Origin of the sequence: Burkholderia sp. BE17 (genome assembly GCF_009362305.1) — a bacterium.
Lineage (GTDB): Bacteria > Pseudomonadota > Gammaproteobacteria > Burkholderiales > Burkholderiaceae > Burkholderia > Burkholderia pyrrocinia_C.
The window spans coordinates 46,046-65,879 of sequence record NZ_WHNU01000048.1; the positions used below are offsets into that span (position 1 = coordinate 46,046).

The following is a 19,834-nucleotide window of genomic DNA, read 5'->3' on the forward strand; positions in this document are numbered from 1 at the left end:
ATGACGCAAACGAACCGCGATCCGCTCGACACGCACGACGTCTTCGTCTTTCCGCAATCGCGCGCGCAGCGGCGCCTGTGGATGCTGGCGCAGCTCGACCCGGACTCGACCGCCTACGCGATCCCGCTCGCGCTGCGTATCGTCGGCGCGCTCGACGCCGGCGCGCTCGCGCGCAGCCTCGACGCGCTCGTGCGCCGCCACGAAATCCTGCGCACGAGCTACGGCGCGGTCGACGGCCAGCCGATGCAGTTCGTGCACCCGCACGCCTCCTTCGAGCTGGCGCGCGAACCGCTCGTGCGCGACGCGCTGCACGCGCGCCTCGCCGCTGAAGCGGCGACGCCGTTCGACCTGCACCGCCCGCAGATGCTGCGCGCGACGCTGTTCGCGCTCGCACCGGACGAGCACGTGCTGTCGCTGGTGATCCATCACATCGCGTGCGACGGCTGGTCGCTCGACCGGATCGTCGGCGAGCTAGATGCGCAATACGCGTTCGAAACCGGCGGCGACGCGAGCGCGCCCGACGAGCCCGAACTCCAGTACGGCGACTACGCGACCTGGGAAGAAGAAGCCGGCGACGCGTTGACGGCCGACGTCGATTTCTGGGCAAGCCGGCTCGCACCGCTCGCGCCGTTGCCGTTCCCGCGCACGGCCGTACCGGCCGTACCGACCGCTCGGCGCGCGGTGCCCGGACGGACGACGCAGCGCCCGCTCGCCACGCTGCACGCCGGGCGTATCGAGCAATGTGCGCGCGAAGCGGACACGACGCCGTTCGTCGTGCTGCTCGCCGCGTTCGCCGCGCTGCTGCATCGCGCGAGCGGCGCGACGCGGCTTGCGATCGGCACGCCGGTCGCGAACCGGCTGCGCCCGGAATTCGAGCCGATGATCGGCTTCTTCGCGAATACGCTCGTGCTCGACGTCGACCTGTCGGGCGAGCCCGATTTCGCGACGCTGGTCGCGCGCTGCCGCGGCGTCGTGCTGGAAGCGTTCGCGCATTCGCGCGCGCCGTTCGACGAGGTCGCGCGGCGGCATGCGCGCGACGCGGTCGACACGCCGCTGTTCCACGCGCTGTTCGCGCTGCAGAGCGCACCGCTGCGCGCGCCGACGCTCGGCACGCTGTCGCTCGAGGTCGTGCCCGTGTATCCGGCCACCGCGAAATTCGACCTGACGATGATGCTGGAGCCGCGTGCGAATGGGCTGCATGCGGCGCTCGAGCATCGCTGCGACGTGCTCGATGCGCCGACCGCCGACGCGTGGCTCGCCAGCTTCGCCGACCTGCTCGACGCGGCGTTGCGTGACCCGCTCGCGCCGATCGCGCGGCTGCCGCTGCCGGGGCTCGCGGCCCCGCAGCCTGCGTCCGCCGCGCCGGCCTCCGACGCAGCGGCGCCCGACGCAACGGCAGACAGCCACGCCGACGCGTCCCCGACGCCACCCGCTACCGCGACCGAGCAGGCGCTCGCCGAGGTCTGGGCCCGCATCCTGGGCCGCGAGCCCGGCCGCGACGACAGCTTCTTCTCGCTCGGCGGCGACAGTCTGAGCGCGCTGCGCGCGATCGTCGAGGCGCGCGGCAAGGGGCTGCACCTGACGCCCGGCCAGATGCTCGGCGGCGCCACCCTGCGCGCGCTCGCCGACGAACTCGATCGCGCACCGCGCGACCACGCGCCGCTGGCCGCACCGCACGCGGCCGGCGAGCCGCACGCGGATGCCCCGCTGCCGCCGACGCCGATCGTCGCGTGGTTCGCGCAGCTCGGCCTGGCCGAGCCGAATCACTGGGCGCAGACGATCGTCGTCGAGACGACCCACGCGATCGCGCCCGAGCCGCTGCGCGACGCGTTGCGGCAACTGGCCGCGCGGCACGCGGCGCTGCGCCAGCGCGTGACGCTCGACGCAGGCCGCGCGAGCGTCACCTTCGCGCCGGACGATGGCGACGGCGGCCGGCAGGACGAAACCGAACACTTCCCGCTGGACGTCTGCACGGCCGCGAACGACGACGACGCGCGCGCGACCGTCGCGTCGCTCGCCGCGCGGCTCGACCTGCGCAACGGCCCGCTCGCACGCGCCGCGCTGATCCACCGCGACGGCGCGCCGGCGCTGCTCGCGCTCGCCGTGCATCACGTCGCCGTCGACGCGTTCTCGTGGTCGGTGCTGCTGCATCAGCTCGCCGCGTCGCTCGCGGGCGACGCACCGCCGCCGGCTCCGGCCGCGTCGCTCGCGGACTGGCATCGCGCGGCGAGCGTCGCCGCGCTGGCGGCCGACCCTGCGCCGTGGCTCGCGCTCGCCGCAGGCGGCTTCGCGGCGCTGCCGACGCGCGCGCCGGCCCCGGGCCTCGAAGCCGAGACGCGGGTCGACACGTGGCGGCTGTCGCCGCGACAGACCGCGCGCCTGCTCGACGCCGGCCCGGGCGGCCGGCGTTCGCGCACCCAGGCGATCCTGATCGCGTCGCTGTGCGCGGCGCTCGCGCCCGCACTCGACAGCGAGCGCGTCGCGCTGACGCTCGAACATCACGGCCGGGACGGCGAATACGGCGTCGACGCATCGTCGCTCGTCGGCTGGTTCACCGCGCTCAGCCCGCTCGTGCTCGACGGCTGCCTGCGGAACGACGCGCCGCTCGACCTGCTCGCGCGCGCCGCCCACGCACTCGCCGCGCTCGCGCCGCGCCGCCACGAATACGGCCTCGCGCGCTGGCTCGGGGCCTCGACCGACGCACGGCAACGCCTCGACGCCGCCGGCCTGCCCGAGATCAGCTTCAACTTCCTCGGCGTGATCGGCCGCCCGGCGAACGGCGCGTTCGCGTTGCGTCCGGACCTGATCGCCGGCGAGCGCGGCGCGATGAACCGCCGCAGCTTCACGCTCGACGTGGTCGCGAGCGTGATCGACGGCGAGCTGCGGATGGACTGGCGCTATGCGCCGCAGGTGCTCGATCCGCAGCGCGTGCACGACGCAGCGCAGCGCTGGATCGCGCGGCTCGACGCGCTGCTCGATGCGATCGCCGCCGCGCCACGGCTCGCGGCCGACCATCCGCTCGCACGCGTCGCGCAGCGCGAGATGGACGAACTGGCGCCCGAGGTCGCCCACGCGGCGATGCTGGCCAGCCTCACGCCGCTGCAGGAAGGCATGCTGTTCGAGACGAGCATTCATCGCGACTCGCGCGCATTCCACGAGCAGATCACGGCCGTCGTCGACGGCCCGCTCGACCTGCCGCGCTTCGCGGCCGCCTGGCAGGCGATGCTCGCGCGGCACGACGCGTTGCGCGCGGGCTTCGTCGCGCGTGCGGGCGGCCGGCCGATCCAGTTCGTCGACGCACAATCGACGCTGCCCGTCGCATGGCTTGACTGGTCCGACGCCGCCACGCCCGCCGCGCAGGACGCACGGCTCGCGCAATGGCTGCGCGACGACGCCGCGCGGCCGTTCGACCTCGCGCGCCCGCCGCTGATGCGGCTGACGATCGCGACGCTCGGCCCGCAGCGGCATCGCTGGCTGTGGAGCTTCCATCACATCCTGCTCGACGGCTGGTCGATCCCGGTGTTCTTCCGCGAGCTGATCGCGATCTATACGGGGCGCGACGCGGCGCTGCCCGCGCCGCGCCGGTTCGCCGACCATCTCGCGTGGCTGGCGCTGCGCGCGCCGGGTGCGACGCACGAAGCGTGGCGCGCCCGCCTCGCGGGGCTCGCGCCCGCCCGCCTCGCCGCTCCCGCGCGCGGGCCGGCGCGCCAGGCGCGCCACGACGTCGCGCTGACGCACGCAGCGAGCGACGCGATCGAGCGGCTCGCGCGTGACGCGGGCGTGACGCCGAGCACTGTGTTCGACGCCGCGTGGGCGCTGCTGCTCGCGCGCAGCGGCGTCGGCGCCGACGTCGCGTTCGGCGTCACGTTGTCGGGCCGCTCGAGCGGTGCGCCGGGCGCCGACGCGATGATCGGCCTGTTCATCAACACGCTGCCGCTGCGCGTGACGCTCGCGCCGGCACAGACCGTGCGCGCGCTGCTCGCGCGTGTGCAGCAGGCGCTCGCCGAGCTGCACGCGAGCGAGCACGAGCGCCTGTCCGACATCCTGCGCGCGGCCGGCGCGGACACGAACGAGCTGTTCGATACGCTCGTCGTGTTCGAGAACTATCCGGTCGAAGGCGACTTCGCCGCGCCCGACGGCCTCGTGTTCGCGCGGCCCGACTATCACGAGCACACGAATTACCCGGTCACGCTCGCGATCATTCCCGGCGAGCGCTTCGCGCTGCGGCTCGAATACGACGCGAACCGCTATCCGGACGCGCAGGCGGCGGCGCTCGTCGACCGGCTCGCGCGGCTCGTCGAGCGGTTCGCCGCGACGCCGGACGCGACGCTGGCCGAAGTGGGTGACGAGCCGGCCGCGCGGCCCGACACCGTGCCGAGCGCGCCCGCCCGGCACGATGGCGCGGCACCCGAAGCGCCGCTCGCGCATGCGCTGTTCGAGCGCACTGCCGCGCGCCAGCCGGACGCGCCCGCGCTGATCACGCCGGCGGCCACGCTGACCTACGCGGCGCTCGCGCAGCGCGCCAGCACCATCGCCGCGCACTTGCGCCGGCTCGGTGCCGGGCCGGAGACGGTCGTCGGGATGATGCTGCCGCGCGGCGCGAACGCGATCGCCGCGCTGCTCGGCATCCTGAAGGCGGGCGCCGCGTATCTGCCGCTCGATCCGCACTATCCGCCGGCGCGCCTGAGCTACATGCTGCGCGACGCCGGTGCGCGCTTCGTGCTCGTCCCGGACGACGCAACGCCGCCCGATGCGGACGGTGTCGTCGCGCTGCGCGTCGCGGGCCTGCTCGATGCCGCCGGCGACCTGTCGGAAGGGGAAGCGGACGCACCGCCGCTGCCGTCATCGAGCCTCGCATACGTGATCTACACGTCCGGCTCGACCGGCGAGCCGAAAGGCGTCGGCGTCACGCACGCGGGCATCGCGAACATGTGCCGCGCGATGCACGCGGGGTTCGCGGTCGACGCGGGTAGCCGCATCTTCCTGTTCCCGCCGCTCACGTTCGACGCGTCGGTCGCGGAGATCTTCACCGCACTGTCGAGCGGCGCCGCACTCGTGCTGCCGCCGGAAGGCGCGAAGCAGAGCGGCACATCGGACGCGCTGCTCGACGCCGCCCGCACGGGCCGCGTCACGCACGTCACGTTGCCGCCGTCGCTCCTCGCGGCGCTCGACGACGCCGCGCTCACCGGCGTCGAAACGATCGTCGCCGCCGGCGAGGCCGCGCCCGCCGGGCTGCTCGCGCGCTGGGCGCGCGGCCGGCGCGTCGTCAATGCGTACGGGCCGAGCGAAGCGACCGTCTGCGCGAGCCTGCATGTCTGCGACGCGCACGAGCCGCTGCCGCCGATCGGGGCGGGCATCGACGGCGTGCGGACCGTCGTGCTCGACGAATGGCTCGGGGTGGCGCCGATCGGCGTCGCCGGCGAGATCTGCGTCGGCGGGCCCGCGCTTGCGCGCGGCTATCTCGGCCGCGCCGGGCTCACCGCCGCGAGCTTCGTGCCGGACCCGACGTCGGGCGAGCCCGGCGCGCGCCTGTACCGGACCGGCGACCGCGGCGTCAGGCTCGCCGACGGTTCGATCCGCTATCTCGGCCGCGCGGGCGGCCACGTGAAGCTGCGCGGCTACCGGATCGATCCGGACGGCATCGCCGGCGTGCTGCTGCGCGATCCGGCGGTGCGCGAGGCGCTGGTCGACGTGACGGAAACCGGACGTCGCCCGGAACTGACCGCGTTCGTGATGCCGCGCGACGCCGCCGGGTTCGACGCCGACGCGCTGCGCGCACGGGCCGCGCATTCGCTCGCGCCGCACGAAGTGCCGGCGCGCTTCGTCGCCGTGACGGCATGGCCGCTCACGGCGTCGGGCAAGATCGATCGCGCGGCGCTGCGCGAGGCGCACGCGCCCGCGCCGCGCACGGCCGATGACGCAACGGCCGATACTGCGGCGGCCGACGCGCCGCGCGACGACGTCGAGCGCTGGGTGCGCGACGCGTTCCGCCAGGTGCTCGGCGTACCCGATGCGCGCGTCGACGACGACTATTTCGTGCTCGGCGGCGACTCGATTCTCGCGTTGCAGGTCGGCGCGACGCTGCTGCGGCACGGTATCCGGGTCGGCGCGGGCGAAGTGCTGGAGCTGCGCACGCCGCGCGCGATCGCCGACCTCTGGCGCGCACGCGACGCGGCGCAGGCGCCGGTGCGCGCGGCCGAGCCGGAACCCGACGCGGCCGACGTGCCGCTCGCGCCGATCCAGCGCTGGTTCCTCGAACGCGGCGCGGCCGGCATCGACGCGCCGCGACGCTTCACGATCGACGTGCGGCTCGCGCTCGCGGCGCCGCTCGATCCCCCCACGCTCGCCCGCACGCTGGCCACGCTCGCGCTGCGTCACGACGCGCTACGGCTGCGCGTCGAACGGGATGCGAACGGCTGGCGGCAGCGCTATGCGCCGCGCGACGGCGCCGCGCTGCTGCCGCTTTCGATCGCGCCCGCCGCGCTCGCCGACGACGCGGCGCTCGGCGCGTACGCGGCCGCGTTGCAGGCGACGCTCGATCCGGTGCGCGGCCCCGTCGCGCATGCCGCGTACGTGCCGCAGGGCCCGAGCGGCACGCCGGAGTTGATCGTCGTCGCCCACCATCTGGTGATGGACGTCGCGTCGTGGCGCATCCTGCTCGCCGATCTCGACGCCTGCCATGGCGCCATCCGGCGCGGCGAACCGCTGCCACCCGCGCCGCGCGCGACGAGCTACCGCCGCTGGAACGACGCGCTCGCCGCGACCGCCAGCGCCCGCGAGACCGAGCGCGGCTTCTGGGAAGCGGTGCTGGCCGCGACGTCACGCGACGCCGCCGACACGCTCGGCGCACCGGGCCGCGTCGACGCGCTCGACGTCGTGCGGCTCGGGTTCGACGCCGAATTCACCGCCCGGCTGAACGGCCCGCTCAACCGGGTGCGCGACACCCGCACGCACGAGCTGCTGCTGGCCGCGCTCGCACACGCATGGCATCGCTGGACCGACGGCGCCGCATTGCAGGTCGACGTCGAAGGCCACGGCCGGCAGGCACCGGCGGGCATCGACGCCGACGTGTCGCAGACGGTCGGCTGGTTCACCTGCGTCTACCCGCTGCGCCTCGAAGCCGACGACGACTGGGATGCCGCGATCGCCCGCGCGAAGGCGCTGCTGCGCGCGGTACCCGACGGCGGCGTCGGCTTCGGCGTGCTGACGCAGCACGGCACGCTCGCCGATGCGCATCCGCGCGCGGTCAGCTGGAACTATCTCGGCACCGCCGCCGACGGCGACGCCGGCGCGCTGCCCGAACTCGGCGCGCGCGTCGTGGCGGATGGCCTGCCGGACGGCCGCGCGCCCGACGACCCGGTGCTGCATCCGCTCGCGATCGACGCGGCGATCACGGCCGGCGCGCTGTCGATCCGCTTCGCGTACAGCGGTGTGCCGACCGGCGGTACAGACGGTGCGGTGACCGCCCCGCCGCCCGACATCGAACGCCTCGCCGCGCTGACCGACGACGCGCTGCGCGCCTTGTGCGCGCATCTCGCTGCGCAAGCCGCGACGGACCCCGACGCATCGCCTGCCGCGTCGCCGCTTCCCGGCGGCGAGCAGTTGCAGCCTGCCGAACTCGATGCCCTGCTTCTCGACCTCACGGATACAGAATGAGCCAAGCTCAGAACCGCCCCGCCGTTTCCGACCCGCGATCCGTTCCCGCCGTGGAACGCATCATCGGGCTGTCGCCGCTGCAGCGCGGCATGCTGTTTCACGCGCTCGCGGCGCCCGACAGCCCCGCGTATCTCGAGCAGATCGTCTGCCGGCTCGACGGCGACGTCGATCCCGAGCGCTTCCGTGCCGCGCTCGCGGCGCTCGTGCGCCGTCACGAGACGCTGCGCAGCGCGTTCGTCACGCGCGGCCAGTCTGAGCCCCGGCAAGTCGTGTTCACCGATGCGACGGTGCCGCTGACCGTCGAGGACTGGCGCGAGCGCCCCGCCGCCGCCCGCGCCGACGCGCTCGCCCGCTTCGCCGACGAACAGCGCCGGCAGGGCTTCCGGCTGAACCGTCCGCCGCTGATGCGGGTCGCGCTGATCCGCGACGAAGACACGCGCTGGACGCTGGTCTGGACCCACCATCACGTGATCATCGACGGCTGGTCGCTGCCGCTCGTGCTGAAGGATTTCTTCGCGCTCTACGCGGATCCGGCGCACGCGGCGCTGCCCGTCACCGCCCGCTTCGCCGATTACGTCGACTGGCTCGGCGCGCAGGATCGCGCACGAGACGTCGACGCGTGGCGCACGCTGCTGGACGGCGCGAGCCTGCCGATGCCGCTCGGCGTCGATCGCCCGGCGCGGCCCGGCGAGGACGGCCGGCGCATGCGCGCGCTGCGCGCCGCGCTGCCCGCGGCCGACGTCGCGCGGCTCGCGGCAACGGCGCGGGTAACCGCCGGCACCGTGCTGATCGGCGCGTGCGCGTTCGTGCTGAGCCGCCTCGCGCGCGCCGGCGAAGCCGTGTTCGGGCTCGTGCTGTCGGGCCGCACCGCGCCGGTCGACGGTATCCAGCAGATGGTGGGGCTGCTCGCGAACACCGTGCCGTTCCGCGTCGCGGTGCCGGACGCACTGAGCGTCGCCGAGTGGCTCGGCGACGTGCAGCGCGGCCAGCACGGCCTGCTGCGGCTCGCGCATTGCGCGCTGCCCGACGTGCGCGACGCGGCCGGCGTCGCGCCGGACCGGCCGCTGTTCGAATGCCTGGTCGCCGTCGACAACTTCCCGCTGCAGGACGCACTCGAATCGGCCGACGTCGGCTTCCGGATCTCGGAGGTCCGGCAGGAAGAGCACACGCACCTGCCGCTGACGCTGAGCTTCGCGCCGGGGCCGGACAGCATCGGCGTGAAGCTCGGCTTCGACGAGGCGCGCATCGACGCGCACGCGGCGCAAGGCGTGCTCGACGCGGTGCTGCATGTCGTGCATGCGTTCGTCGCGCACGCGGCGGCGCCGCTGCGCGACATCGGCCTGCGGCCGCAACGGCCGGCAGCGCCGCCGGTGCCTGCGGTGCCGGCAACCGCCGAACGCCCGACGCCCGCCCTCGGCCTCGGCCTCGCGCAACAGTTTCTCGCGGTCGCTTCCGATGCGGGCGAGCGCATCGCCGTCACGCATCCGGGCGGCCACGCATCCTACGCGCAGCTCGCCGCGCACGCCCGCGCGATCGCCGCGCGGCTGCGCGCGGCCGGCCTCGCGCGCGGCGATCGCGTGGCGCTGCTGCTCGAGCGCGACGCATCGGCCGTCGCGGCGATGCTCGGCGTGCTGCTCGCGGGCGGCTGCTATGTGCCGCTCGACAGCACGCACCCGGACGAACGGCTCGCGTACCTCGTCGCCGACAGCGGCGCGCGCCAGCTGCTCGCCGTGGGTTCGACCGCCGCGCGCGCGCCGCGAGGCTGCGAGCTGCTGCTGATCGACGACGTCGACAGCTGGCCGGCGCCGGCCGACGACACCGCGTTCGAGCCGGTCGAGCGCGATCAGCCGGCCTACGTGATCTACACGTCGGGCTCGACCGGCCAGCCGAAAGGCGTGCTCGTCAGCCACGACAACGTGAGCCGCCTGTTCGCCGTGACGCGCGCACACTTCGGCTTCGGCCCGCACGATACGTGGAGCTGCACGCATTCGTTCGCATTCGACTTCTCCGTCTGGGAGCTGTGGGGCGCGCTGCTGCACGGCGGCCGCGTCGTGATCGCCTCGCGGGAGACCGCGCGCGATCCGCACGCGCTTCTCGCGCTGCTCGACGCCGAGCGCGTGACGATGCTGAGCCAGACGCCGTCGTCGTTCCGGATACTCGACGCGGCCGATGCCGAGCGGCGGCCCGCGCTCGCGCTGCGCCACGTCGTGTTCGGCGGCGAGGCGCTGCATCCGCGCGACCTCGCCGGCTGGATCGCGCGGCGCGGCGACGCGACGCCGCACCTGAACAACCTGTACGGGATCACCGAGATCACCGTGCACGCGACGCTGCGCACGATGCGCGCGCAGGACGTGGACGCCGATGCGTCGCCGATCGGCGAGCCGCTCGCGGACCTGACGATCCGCGTCGTCGACGCGTGCGGCCACGACGTGCCCGACGGCGCGACGGGCGAGATCCTGGTCGGCGGCGCGGGCGTCGCGCTCGGCTACCTGAACCGGCCGGAACTCACCGCGCAGCGCTTCACGGGTGTCGGCGCGGCGCGCGTCTATCATTCCGGCGATCTCGCGCGGCGCGACGCGCACGGCGAACTCGTCTACATCGGCCGCGGCGACGATGCGCTCAAGATCCGCGGCCACCGGATCGAGCCGAACGAAGTCCGCGCGGCGCTGCTCGCGTATCCGGGCGTCGCCGACGCGTTCGTCGCGGCCGAGCGCAGCGATGCGGCGGCCCGGGACGCGCGCCTGTGCGCGTGGTTCGTCGGGCGCCCCGGCGTCACGGTCGACGTCGACGCGCTGCGCCGCCATCTCGACGCGCGGCTGCCCGCGCACGAAGTGCCGTCGTTCCTGATCGCGACGCCCGCGTTCGCGCTGACGTCGAACGGCAAGCTCGACCGGCGCGCGCTGCCCGCGCCGGCCCGCGAGGCGGATGCGCACGTCGCGCCGCGCAACGCCGACGAGGAAGCGCTCGCGGCCGTCTGGCACGAAGCGCTCGGCGTCGACACGGTCGGCGTGCGCGACGACTATTTCGCGCTCGGCGGCGATTCGATCCGCAGTATCCGCGTCGCCGGCCTCGCGCGCGAGCGCGGCTTCGACATCGACATCGCCGACCTGTTTCGGCACCGGACGATCGAGGCGCTGCTGGCCGCGAAGCCGCGCGACGGGCAACACGCGCCCGCGCCGCGCGAAAGCGCGCCGCCGGCCGCGCCGTTCTCGCTGATCGGTGGCGACGAGCGCCGCCGCCTGCCGGCGGATATCGAGGATGCGTACCCGCTCGCGCGCCTGCAGGCCGGCATGCTGCACCACGCCGAATCGGGCGACGAACGGGACCTGTACTACGACGCGATGTGCTTCCACGTGCGGGCCCGCATCGACGTCGAGCGCGTTCCCGCGGCGCTCGACGCGCTCGCCGCCGCGCATCCGGTGCTGCGCACGCGCTTCCTGCTCGACAACGTCGAGCGGCCGCTGCAGCTCGTCCATGCGCGCGCGACGCCGCGCTGGGATCTCGAGGACCTGAGCGCGCTCGACCCGCTCGAACGCGAACGCCGCTTCACCGGCCTGCTCGAGCGGCTGCGCGCCGAGCGCTGCGACCCGCGGCAGCCGTCGCCGCTACGCATCGTGCTGCAGGCGCTCGGCGGCGACGATTGGCAGATCGGCATCGCGTTCCATCACGCGATCCTCGACGGCTGGAGCGTCGCGCGGTTGCTCGCCGATTTCGCGACGCTGGTCGGCGGCGGCGAGCTCGTCGCGCCGGCCACGCCGTATCGCGAATTCGTGCGGCTGGAGCAAGCCGCGCTCGACGACGCCGAGACGCGCCGCTTCTGGACCGAACGGCTGGCCGGCGCGCCGGCCGCCGCGCTGCCGCGCTGGCCGCATCCGGCGCGCGATCTGCAGTCGCCGCGCGCCGGCCGGCACGATCGCGCGCTGCCGGACGCGACCGCCGCCGCGCTGCGCGCGCATGCGGAGCGCCACGGGCTGCCGCTCAAGGCGCTGCTGCTGGCGATCCACCTGCAGGTGCTGTCGTTCGCGAGCGGTGCGCGCGACGTCGTGACGGGCCTCGTGTCGAACGGCCGCCCGGAGCAGGCGGACGGCGCGGCGATGGTCGGCCTGTTCCTGAACACGCTGCCGTTCCGGCTCGCCGTCGACGCGCGCGACTGGACGGCGCTCGCGCGCGCGGTCGCCGCCGCCGAAGCCGACGTGTTCGCGCATCGCCGCTATCCGATGGCCGCGATCGCGGGCCTGCGCGCGCCGCTGCGCACGCCGCTGTTCGACACGTCGTTCAATTTCGTCGATTTCCATGCGTACGACGCGTTGCGGCGCGACGGCGCGCTGACCGTCCTCGAGGCGCGCAGCCACGAGGCGGTCGAGATTCCGTGCGCGACGACGTTTGCGGTCACGCGCACGAACGAGGGCGCGCGCGGGCTGACGGTGTCGCTGTCCTACGACCGCGATGCATTCTCCGACGCGCAGGCGGCATGGCTTGCGGATGGCTACGTGCAGGCGGCCGCGCATTTCGCGGCGCGGCCGGACGATGCCGCCACGCGCTTCGCCGCGGCCGACGACGCCGTGCTGCGCGCGTCGCGCGGCGAGCCGGCCGACGTGCCGGCGGGCGACCTGCTCGCGCGCGTGCGCGCCACCGCACACGCGCATCCGCGACGCTGCGCGGTGCGCGGCGTCGACGATGCACTCGACTTCGACGCGCTCGACGCCGCGTCGGACGCGCTCGCCGCGCGTCTGGTCGCGCGCGGCATCGGCGCGGACGCGGTCGTCGCGATCGCGCTCGCGCCGGGCGACGTGCGCCTCGCGGTCGCGCTCGTCGGCGTACTGAAGGCGGGCGGCGCGTATTGCCTGCTCGACGTCGGCCGCCTGCCGGCCGCGCGGCTGCAGATGACGCTCGACGATGCGCGGCCCGTGCTCGTCGTCGCGACCGAAGCGACGGCCGCGCAGTTGCCGGCGCCGCGCGCCGACCTGCTGCTGCTCGACGACTTCCGCGCCGATGCCGCGCAGGCCGGCGCCGCGCCGATCGCGCGCGACGTGCCGGATAGCGCGCTCGCGTACCTCGTCTTCACATCGGGCTCGACCGGACGACCGAAGCCGATCGCCGTGTCGCGCGGCGCGCTCGCGAACCACATGCACTGGATGGCGCGCCGCTTCCCGCTCGACGCCACGGACGTCGTGCTGCAGAAAACGCCGGTGAGCTTCGACGCGTCGGTGTGGGAATTCTGGGCGCCGCTCGCGAGCGGCGCGACGCTCGCGCTCGCGCCCGCCGACGCGTCGCGCGACGTGAACGCGCTGGCCGACGCGGCCGAGCGCAGCGGCGCGACGGTCGTACAGCTCGTGCCGAGCCTGCTCGACGTGATCCTCGACGATCCGGTCGCGCTCGCCCGGCTGCGGCGCGTGACGCGCGTGTTCGTCGGCGGCGAGGCGCTGCGCGGCGCGACGGCCGAACGCTTCCGGCACGCATGGCGCGCGCAGTTGGTCAACCTGTACGGCCCGGCCGAGGCGACGATCGACGCGACGAGCGGCGTGGTCGTCGAGCGGGACAGCGCAACGGACGCAGGCGAGCTCGCGTCGCCGTCGCTCGGCACGCCGATCGACAACGTCGACGTATTCCTGCTCGACGCGCAGATGGAGCCGGTGCCGGCGGGCGTCGCGGGCGAAATCTGGATCGGCGGCGCGGGGCTCGCGCGCGGCTATCACGGCCGCCCCGGCGAAACCGCGCGGCGGTTCCGGCCCGACCCGCTGCCGGGCGCGGCCGGCGGCCGCCTGTACCGTACCGGCGACCTCGCACGCCGCCTGCCCGACGGCCGGCTCGACTATCTCGGCCGCAGCGATCACCAGCTGAAGCTGCGCGGCTGGCGTGTCGAGCCAGGCGAGATCGAAAGCCTGCTCGCGACGCACCCGGCCGTGCGGCGCTGCGCGGTGCTGCCGCGCGCGATGCCGGACGGCAGCGTACGGCTCGTCGCGTGGATCGAGCGGCACGCCGATGCCGCCAGTACTGCCGGCGATATCGCGCCGGCCGACTACCGGCGCTTCCTCGGCGAGCGGCTGCCCGCGTCGCTCGTGCCGGGCGCGTTCGTCGAGACGGCCGACTGGCCGCTGCTGCCGAACGGCAAGACCGACCGCAACGGTTTTCCGTCCGTCGATCCGGCGGGCGATGCCGCCGGCCGCGCCGCGCCGTCGCGCGCGCCCGCCACGCCGGTCGAGCAGATGCTCGCGGACATCTGGCGCGAGCTGCTGCCCGGCGTCGGCGCGATCGGCGTCGACGACGACTTCCTCGCGCTCGGCGGCGACTCGATCGTCAGCCTGCAGGTGAGCGCGCGCGCCCGCCAGCGCGGCTGGCAAGTCTCGCCGCGCGACGTGTTCGAGCACCCGACGATCGCCGCGCTCGCGCGCATCGCGGTGCTGGCCGGCGCCGAGACCGAGGCCGCCACGCAACCGGGCCCGGTGCCGCTTACGCCCGCGCAGGCGCGCTTCTTCGCGCTGCGCCAGCCGGCGCCCGCGCACTGGAATCAGGCGCTGATGCTCGAGGTGCCGGGCGAACTCGCCGACGACACGGTGCGCGACGCGCTCACCGCGGTCGTCGCCGCGCACGACGTGTTTCGCGTGCGCTTCACGATCGGCGACGCGGGCGTCACGCAGGAACTGCTGGCCGACACGGCGGCGCCCCACGCCTGGTTCCGCACCGCGCGCGTGTCGGCCGACGGCGCGCTTGCCGAGCTCGCCACGCTGGCCCGCGACGCGCAGCGCAGCCTCGACCTCGCCGCGCCGCCGCTGTTCCGCGCGCTCCACGTGCGCGGCTTCGTGGACGGCTCCGCGCGCCTCTTGCTCGTGATGCACCACCTGATCGTCGACGGCGTGTCGTGGCGCGTGCTGACGAGCGACCTGCACGACGCGCTGCACGCGCGGCCGGTCGCCGTGCCGCCGTCCGGCTTCGTCGCCTGGGCGCGCGCGCAGGCGACGATCGCGCTCGACGATGCCGAACGGCGCTACTGGCACGAGACCGCGCCGCGCATCGCACGTGCGGGCCGGCTCGCGCCGGCCGGCGCGGCGCGCTACGCGGACCTGCGCACCGTCGAGCACGCGCTCGACGCCGACGCGACGACGCGCCTGCTGCAGCACGCGGCGACGCGGCTGCACGCGAGCGCGCAGGAACTCCTGCTCGCCGCGCTCGCGACGGCGCTCGCCGACGCGGCCCGTGCGGACAGCATCGGCGTGACGGTCGAGCACCACGGCCGCGGCGACGGCTCGGACGCGGCGCTCGTGCGCGCGCTCGGCTGGTTCACGACGCTCTACCCGCTCGCGATCGAGCGGCTCGACGCGCCGTCGCCGCTCGCACGCCTGCGTGCGGCGAAGGATGCGCTGCGCGCGGTGCCCGCGCACGGCCGCGGCTACGGACGGCTGCAAGACGCGGCAGGGCCGGGCGATCCGCTCGCGACGTGCGCGTTGCCCGACGTCTGCTTCAACTATCTCGGCCAGACCGACGGCGCGCTGCCGAGCGCATCGCGCATCCGGCTCGCCGACGAAGACAGCGGCCCGATCGCCGCCGACGACAACGATCGCGGCTTCGCGCTCGACGTGGTGTCGTTCGTCGCGAGCGGCCGGCTCGTCGTGCGCTGGAACTACGACGCGCGGCGCTTCGACAATGACGCGGCGCGCGCCATGGCCGATCGTGCGCAGGCCGAGCTGCACGCGCTGCTCGCCGCGAGCGACGCGCGGCAGGCGGCGGCGCCGAGCGATTTCCCGCTCGCGAGCGTGCCGGCGGATGCGCTGCCGGCGCTGCTCGACGCCGAGCCGCCCGTCGTCGACATCTGGAGCCTGACGTCGACCCAGCAGGGGATGCTGTATCACGCGCGCGCCGCCGACGCGGCGGCGGGCGTCTACCTCGAGCAGATCGTCGCGGCGGTCGACGGCGAGTGCGACCCGGCGCGCCTCGCACGCGCGTGGTCGCACGTCTATGCGCGGCACGACGCGCTGCGCGTGAGCTTCGCGTGGCGCGATCTCGACGAGCCGGTGCAGCGCGTGCACGCGCCGCAGCCGCTCGAGCTCGACATCCGCGAGATCGGCGCGCATGACGACGCCGAGCAGGCGCTCGCCGCGTTCCTCGCCGAGGATCGCGCCCGCGGCGTCGATCTCGCGCGGCCACCGCTGATGCGCGTCACGCTGCTGCGCCGCGACGGCGCGCCGTGGCGTCTCGTGTGGACCCATCATCACGCGCTGCTCGACGGCTGGTCGATGGCGATCCTGCTCGGTGAAGTCGCGCACTGCTATGCGGCGGACGCGGCCGGCCGCGCGCCGTCACTGCCCGCCGCGCCGTCGTACGGGCGTTTCGTCGCCGCGCGGCGGCGCGCGCAGCAGGACCTGCGCGACGCCGAGGCATTCTGGCGCGCGACGCTCGGCCCGCGCCACGCCCCGCTCGATCTCGGTCTCGCGCCCGCCGCCACCGGCGCGGCCGCGCACGCCACGCCGCCGGGCGCGGTGCGCCGCCGGCTGTCGCCCGCGCTGACGGCCGCGCTGAACGCCGTCGCCGCGCGCGAGCGCGTGACGCTCAACACCGTGATCGAGGGCGCGTATGCGCTCTTGCTGTCGCGGCTTGCGCGCACCCGCGACGTGACGTTCGGCGTCACGTTCGCCGGGCGCGGCGCCGACATGCCCGACGTCGAGCGCATGGTCGGCGCGCTGATCTCGACGCTGCCCGTGCGCGTCGACTGCCGCCCCGCGCTGCCCGTCGGCACGTTCCTGCGCCGGCTGTTCGCCGCCCAGTCGGCGGTGGCGCGGCACGAGCACTGCAGCCTCGTCGACGTCCAGCGATGGAGTGGCGCGAGCGCGCAGCAGCCGCTGTTCGACAGCGTGTTCGTCTACGAGAACTATCCGCTCGACCGCGATGCGGGCGCACACGCACACGCGGGCGGCCTGCGCATCGGCGCGATCGAAGCGAACGAGGCGTCGAACTATCCGCTGATGCTGTACGTGAAGCCGAACGCGGACGGTCTCGTCATCGACGCCGTGCACGACACGGCGCGGCTGCCCGCCGCGCGCGCGAACGCCCTGGCCGACGCACTCGTCGAGCTGGCCGCCGGCATCGCGGAGGGGCGCGGCGATACGATCGGCGCGCTCGCCGCTCATGTATCCGAAGTCGCGCCGGCCGCGGCTGTACCGCACGCCGACGCCCACGCCAATGCCAACGCCGACGCGCTGATCGACCTGTTCGCCGACGAACTCGACACCGCGCCGGACAGCGAGGTTCGCGGACCGGACCGCACGGTCACGCGCGCCACGCTGTTCGCCGAGGCGGGCGCGCTCGCCGAACGGCTCGCGGCGGCCGGTGCAGGTCCCGGCGCGACGGTCGCCGTGTGTCTGCCGCGCGGGGTCGATCTGCTCGCCGCACTGGTCGGCACGCTGCTCGCCGGCGCCGCCTATGTGCCGATCGATCCGCTGCTGCCCGCCGAGCGGCGCGCGATGATGCTCGCCGATGCGAAGCCGGTCGCGATCGTCGCGCATCCGGACGCCGGCTTCGATGAAGCAGGCGTGCAGGTCATCGCGCCGTCGGGCGCCGGCGCCGCCTTGACGAGCGGCGTCGCGACTGCCGCCCACGCCGCACTCACCCGAGCGCCACGCCTGCATCCGGACGCGCTCGCGTACACGATCTTCACGTCGGGCAGCACGGGCCGCCCGAAAGGCGTCGACGTGCGCCGCGGCGGCCTCGCCAACCTGCTGCGCAGCTTCGCCGCGCGCTTCCCGCTCGGCGCGGACGACGTGCTGACGAGCGTGACGACCGTGTCGTTCGACATCGCGGCGCTGGAACTCTTCCTGCCGCTCGTGACCCGCGCGCACCTCGCGATCGCGTCCGCCGAGACGGCCGCGAACGGCGTGGCGCTCGCGCGCGCGCTCGCCGAGCAGCGGACCACCGTGCTGCAGGCGACGCCGCTCACATGGCGCCTGCTGCTGTCCGCCGACTGGCGTCCGCAGCCGGGCTTTCACGCGTGGTGCGGCGGCGAGGCGCTGCCGGCCGATCTGGCCGGCGCATTGCTCGCGCGCGGCGTCGCGCTGTTGAACGTGTACGGGCCGACCGAGACGACGATCTGGTCGGCGGCGCAACCGGTCGCCGACGCAGCCACGGCCGCCCGCATCGGCGGCGCGCTCGACGCGACGCGGCTGCGCGTCGTCGATGCGGACGGCCACGAAACGCCGCCCGGCGTGGTCGGCGAGCTGACGATCGCGGGCGCGGGCCTCGCGCAGGGCTATACGCGCGCGCCGGGCCGCACCGCGCGCAGCTTCCGCCCCGATCCGCTGTCGCCCGAACCCGGTGCCCGCCTGTACGCGACGGGCGACCTCGCGGTGCGCGGCGAGGACGGCACGCTGCTGCTGCTCGGCCGCGCGGACGACCAGGTGAAGATCAACGGCTACCGGATCGAGCTCGGCGACGTCGAAGCCCACCTGCGCGCGCTCGACAACGTCGCCGATGCGGCCGCGACGGTGCGGCGCGGGCTCGACGGCCGCGCGTGGGGGCTCGAGGCGCATCTGGTGCTGCGCGACCGGGCGCTGCCGTTCGACGACGCGCCGCTGCGCGACGCGCTGGCCCGCCAGTTGCCCGTGTACATGGTTCCGCAGGTGTTCGCGCTGCACGACGCGCTGCCGCGCACCGCGAACGGCAAGCTCGACCGCCGCGCGCTCGCGGCGGCCGCCGCCCCCGCGCGGCCGCCAGCCGCCGCGCCGGCGCGCCAGGCCGTCAACGCGCTCGAGGACATGGTGTGCGCGCTGTGGCGGCGGGTGTTCGACGACGCATCGATCGCGCCCGACAGCGATTTCTTCGAACTCGGCGGCAATTCGCTGCTGCTCACCCGCATCCACGCGCGCGTGATCCAGCTGTTCGGTGTCGAGCCGCCGCTCGGCGACATGCTCGCGAGCCGCACGCCGGCCGACATGGCCGCGCTGATCGAGCGCCACGAAACGTCGCCGGGCGCGGCGGCGAAAGTCGCGGCCGCGTGGCTGCGGCTGCGCGACATGACGCCCGCCGAACGCGACGCGCTGCGCCGCCAGCAGGCGCAGCGAGCGGCAGCACAACCCGCAACCGACGTCATCAACGAGGAAATCAGCGATGCGAATTGAAGGAACCACGGCGCTCGTCACGGGCGCGGCCAGCGGCATCGGCAAGCGCTTCTGCGAGGCGCTGCTCGCGGCGGGCGCGGCGCGCGTGATCGCGCTCGACCACCAGGCGCCCGGCCTGCGCGCACTCGCCGACGCGCTCGCCGCGCCGACGCGGCTGCGCACGATGGCGGTCGACGTCAGCCAGGAACGCGCGGTCGCGGCCGCGATGGCCGAACTCGTCGACGCCGACACGGTGCCCGACCTGCTCGTCAACAACGCGGGCGTGTTGCGCGACGGCCGGCTCGCGACGCTCGACGCGCAGCGCTACGCGCGCAAGCTGCCGACTGCGCAGTGGGGCAGCGTGCTCGGCATCAACCTGACCGGGCCGTTCCTGCTCGCGCGGGAGTTCGTCGCGGCGCGGCTCGAAGCCGGCGCGACGACCGACGGCCTGATCGTCAACATCTCGTCGGTCAGCAGCGCCGGCAACGCGGGGCAGTCGAACTACGCGGCCGCGAAGGCGGGCCTCGACGCGCTGACCCGCACCTGGGCGCTCGAGCTTGCCGAGCACCGCGTGCGCGTCGCGGGCCTCGCGCCCGGCCTCACCGACACGCCGATGGCGGCCACGCTCGACGCCGCGACCCGCGCGCGGCTGATCGACGAGATGCCGCTCAAGCGGATGGTGTCGACCGACGAAATCTGGCTCGGGCTGCGCTTCATCATCGAATGCGACGCGTACGTCGGCCGCACGCTCGCGATCGATGGCGGCGCCGCGTTCGGCTGAGCGCCGGCTCGTGTTTCGCTTCGGATTTCGCTTCGGATAACGGATTTGTTTGATTCAACCAGGAGAACGCAAATGGCAGACCTCGACAATCACGACACCGTCTACACGGTCGTCATCAACGACGAAGAACAGTATTCGATCTGGCCGACCTACCGGCCCGTGCCCGCCGGCTGGCGCGAAGCCGGCAAGACCGGCACCGAGGACGAATGCATCGCCTACGTCGACGAAGTGTGGACCGACATGCGCCCGCTGAGCCTGCGGCGCTTTCTCGAACAAGCGCAGTCGCAGTCGTAAGCGCCGCCCTGCCGATACC

General features: G+C 74.7%; 4 protein-coding genes. All 4 read left to right on the top strand.

Annotated features, from left to right (window positions below; genetic code table 11):
- The 4 genes from GD429_RS32915 (at nt 1) to GD429_RS32930 (ending at nt 19,815) form a co-directional block, all read left to right on the top strand.
- On the top strand, nt 1-7,656 hold the full coding sequence (locus GD429_RS32915) for a non-ribosomal peptide synthetase (protein ID WP_193727264.1): 7,656 nt from the start codon (nt 1-3) through the stop codon (nt 7,654-7,656).
- Nucleotides 7,653-18,761, top strand: a complete 11,109-nt coding sequence (locus tag GD429_RS32920) for a non-ribosomal peptide synthetase (RefSeq protein ID WP_152863417.1) — start codon at nt 7,653-7,655, stop codon at nt 18,759-18,761. Before GD429_RS32915 ends, GD429_RS32920 begins: the two co-directional genes overlap by 4 nt.
- Nucleotides 18,751-19,521, top strand: coding sequence for an SDR family NAD(P)-dependent oxidoreductase (locus GD429_RS32925; RefSeq protein ID WP_152863419.1), 771 nt, complete (start codon nt 18,751-18,753; stop codon nt 19,519-19,521). Before GD429_RS32920 ends, GD429_RS32925 begins: the two co-directional genes overlap by 11 nt.
- 72 nt (nt 19,522-19,593) lie before the next feature.
- Nucleotides 19,594-19,815: an MbtH family protein gene (locus tag GD429_RS32930; RefSeq protein WP_152863421.1), complete on the top strand. Its 222-nt coding sequence runs from the start codon at nt 19,594-19,596 to the stop codon at nt 19,813-19,815.
- Nucleotides 19,816-19,834: the final 19 nt, after the last annotated feature.

Excerpts from the sequence above, each read along its gene's own strand:
- GD429_RS32920 (WP_152863417.1), top strand. The coding sequence starts at position 7,653 with ATGAGCCAAGCTCAGAACCGCCCCGCCGTTTCCGACCCGCGATCCGTT.
- GD429_RS32930 (WP_152863421.1), top strand. The coding sequence starts at position 19,594 with ATGGCAGACCTCGACAATCACGACACCGTCTACACGGTCGTCATCAAC.
- GD429_RS32915 (WP_193727264.1), top strand. The coding sequence starts at position 1 with ATGACGCAAACGAACCGCGATCCGCTCGACACGCACGACGTCTTCGTC.
- GD429_RS32925 (WP_152863419.1), top strand. The coding sequence starts at position 18,751 with ATGCGAATTGAAGGAACCACGGCGCTCGTCACGGGCGCGGCCAGCGGC.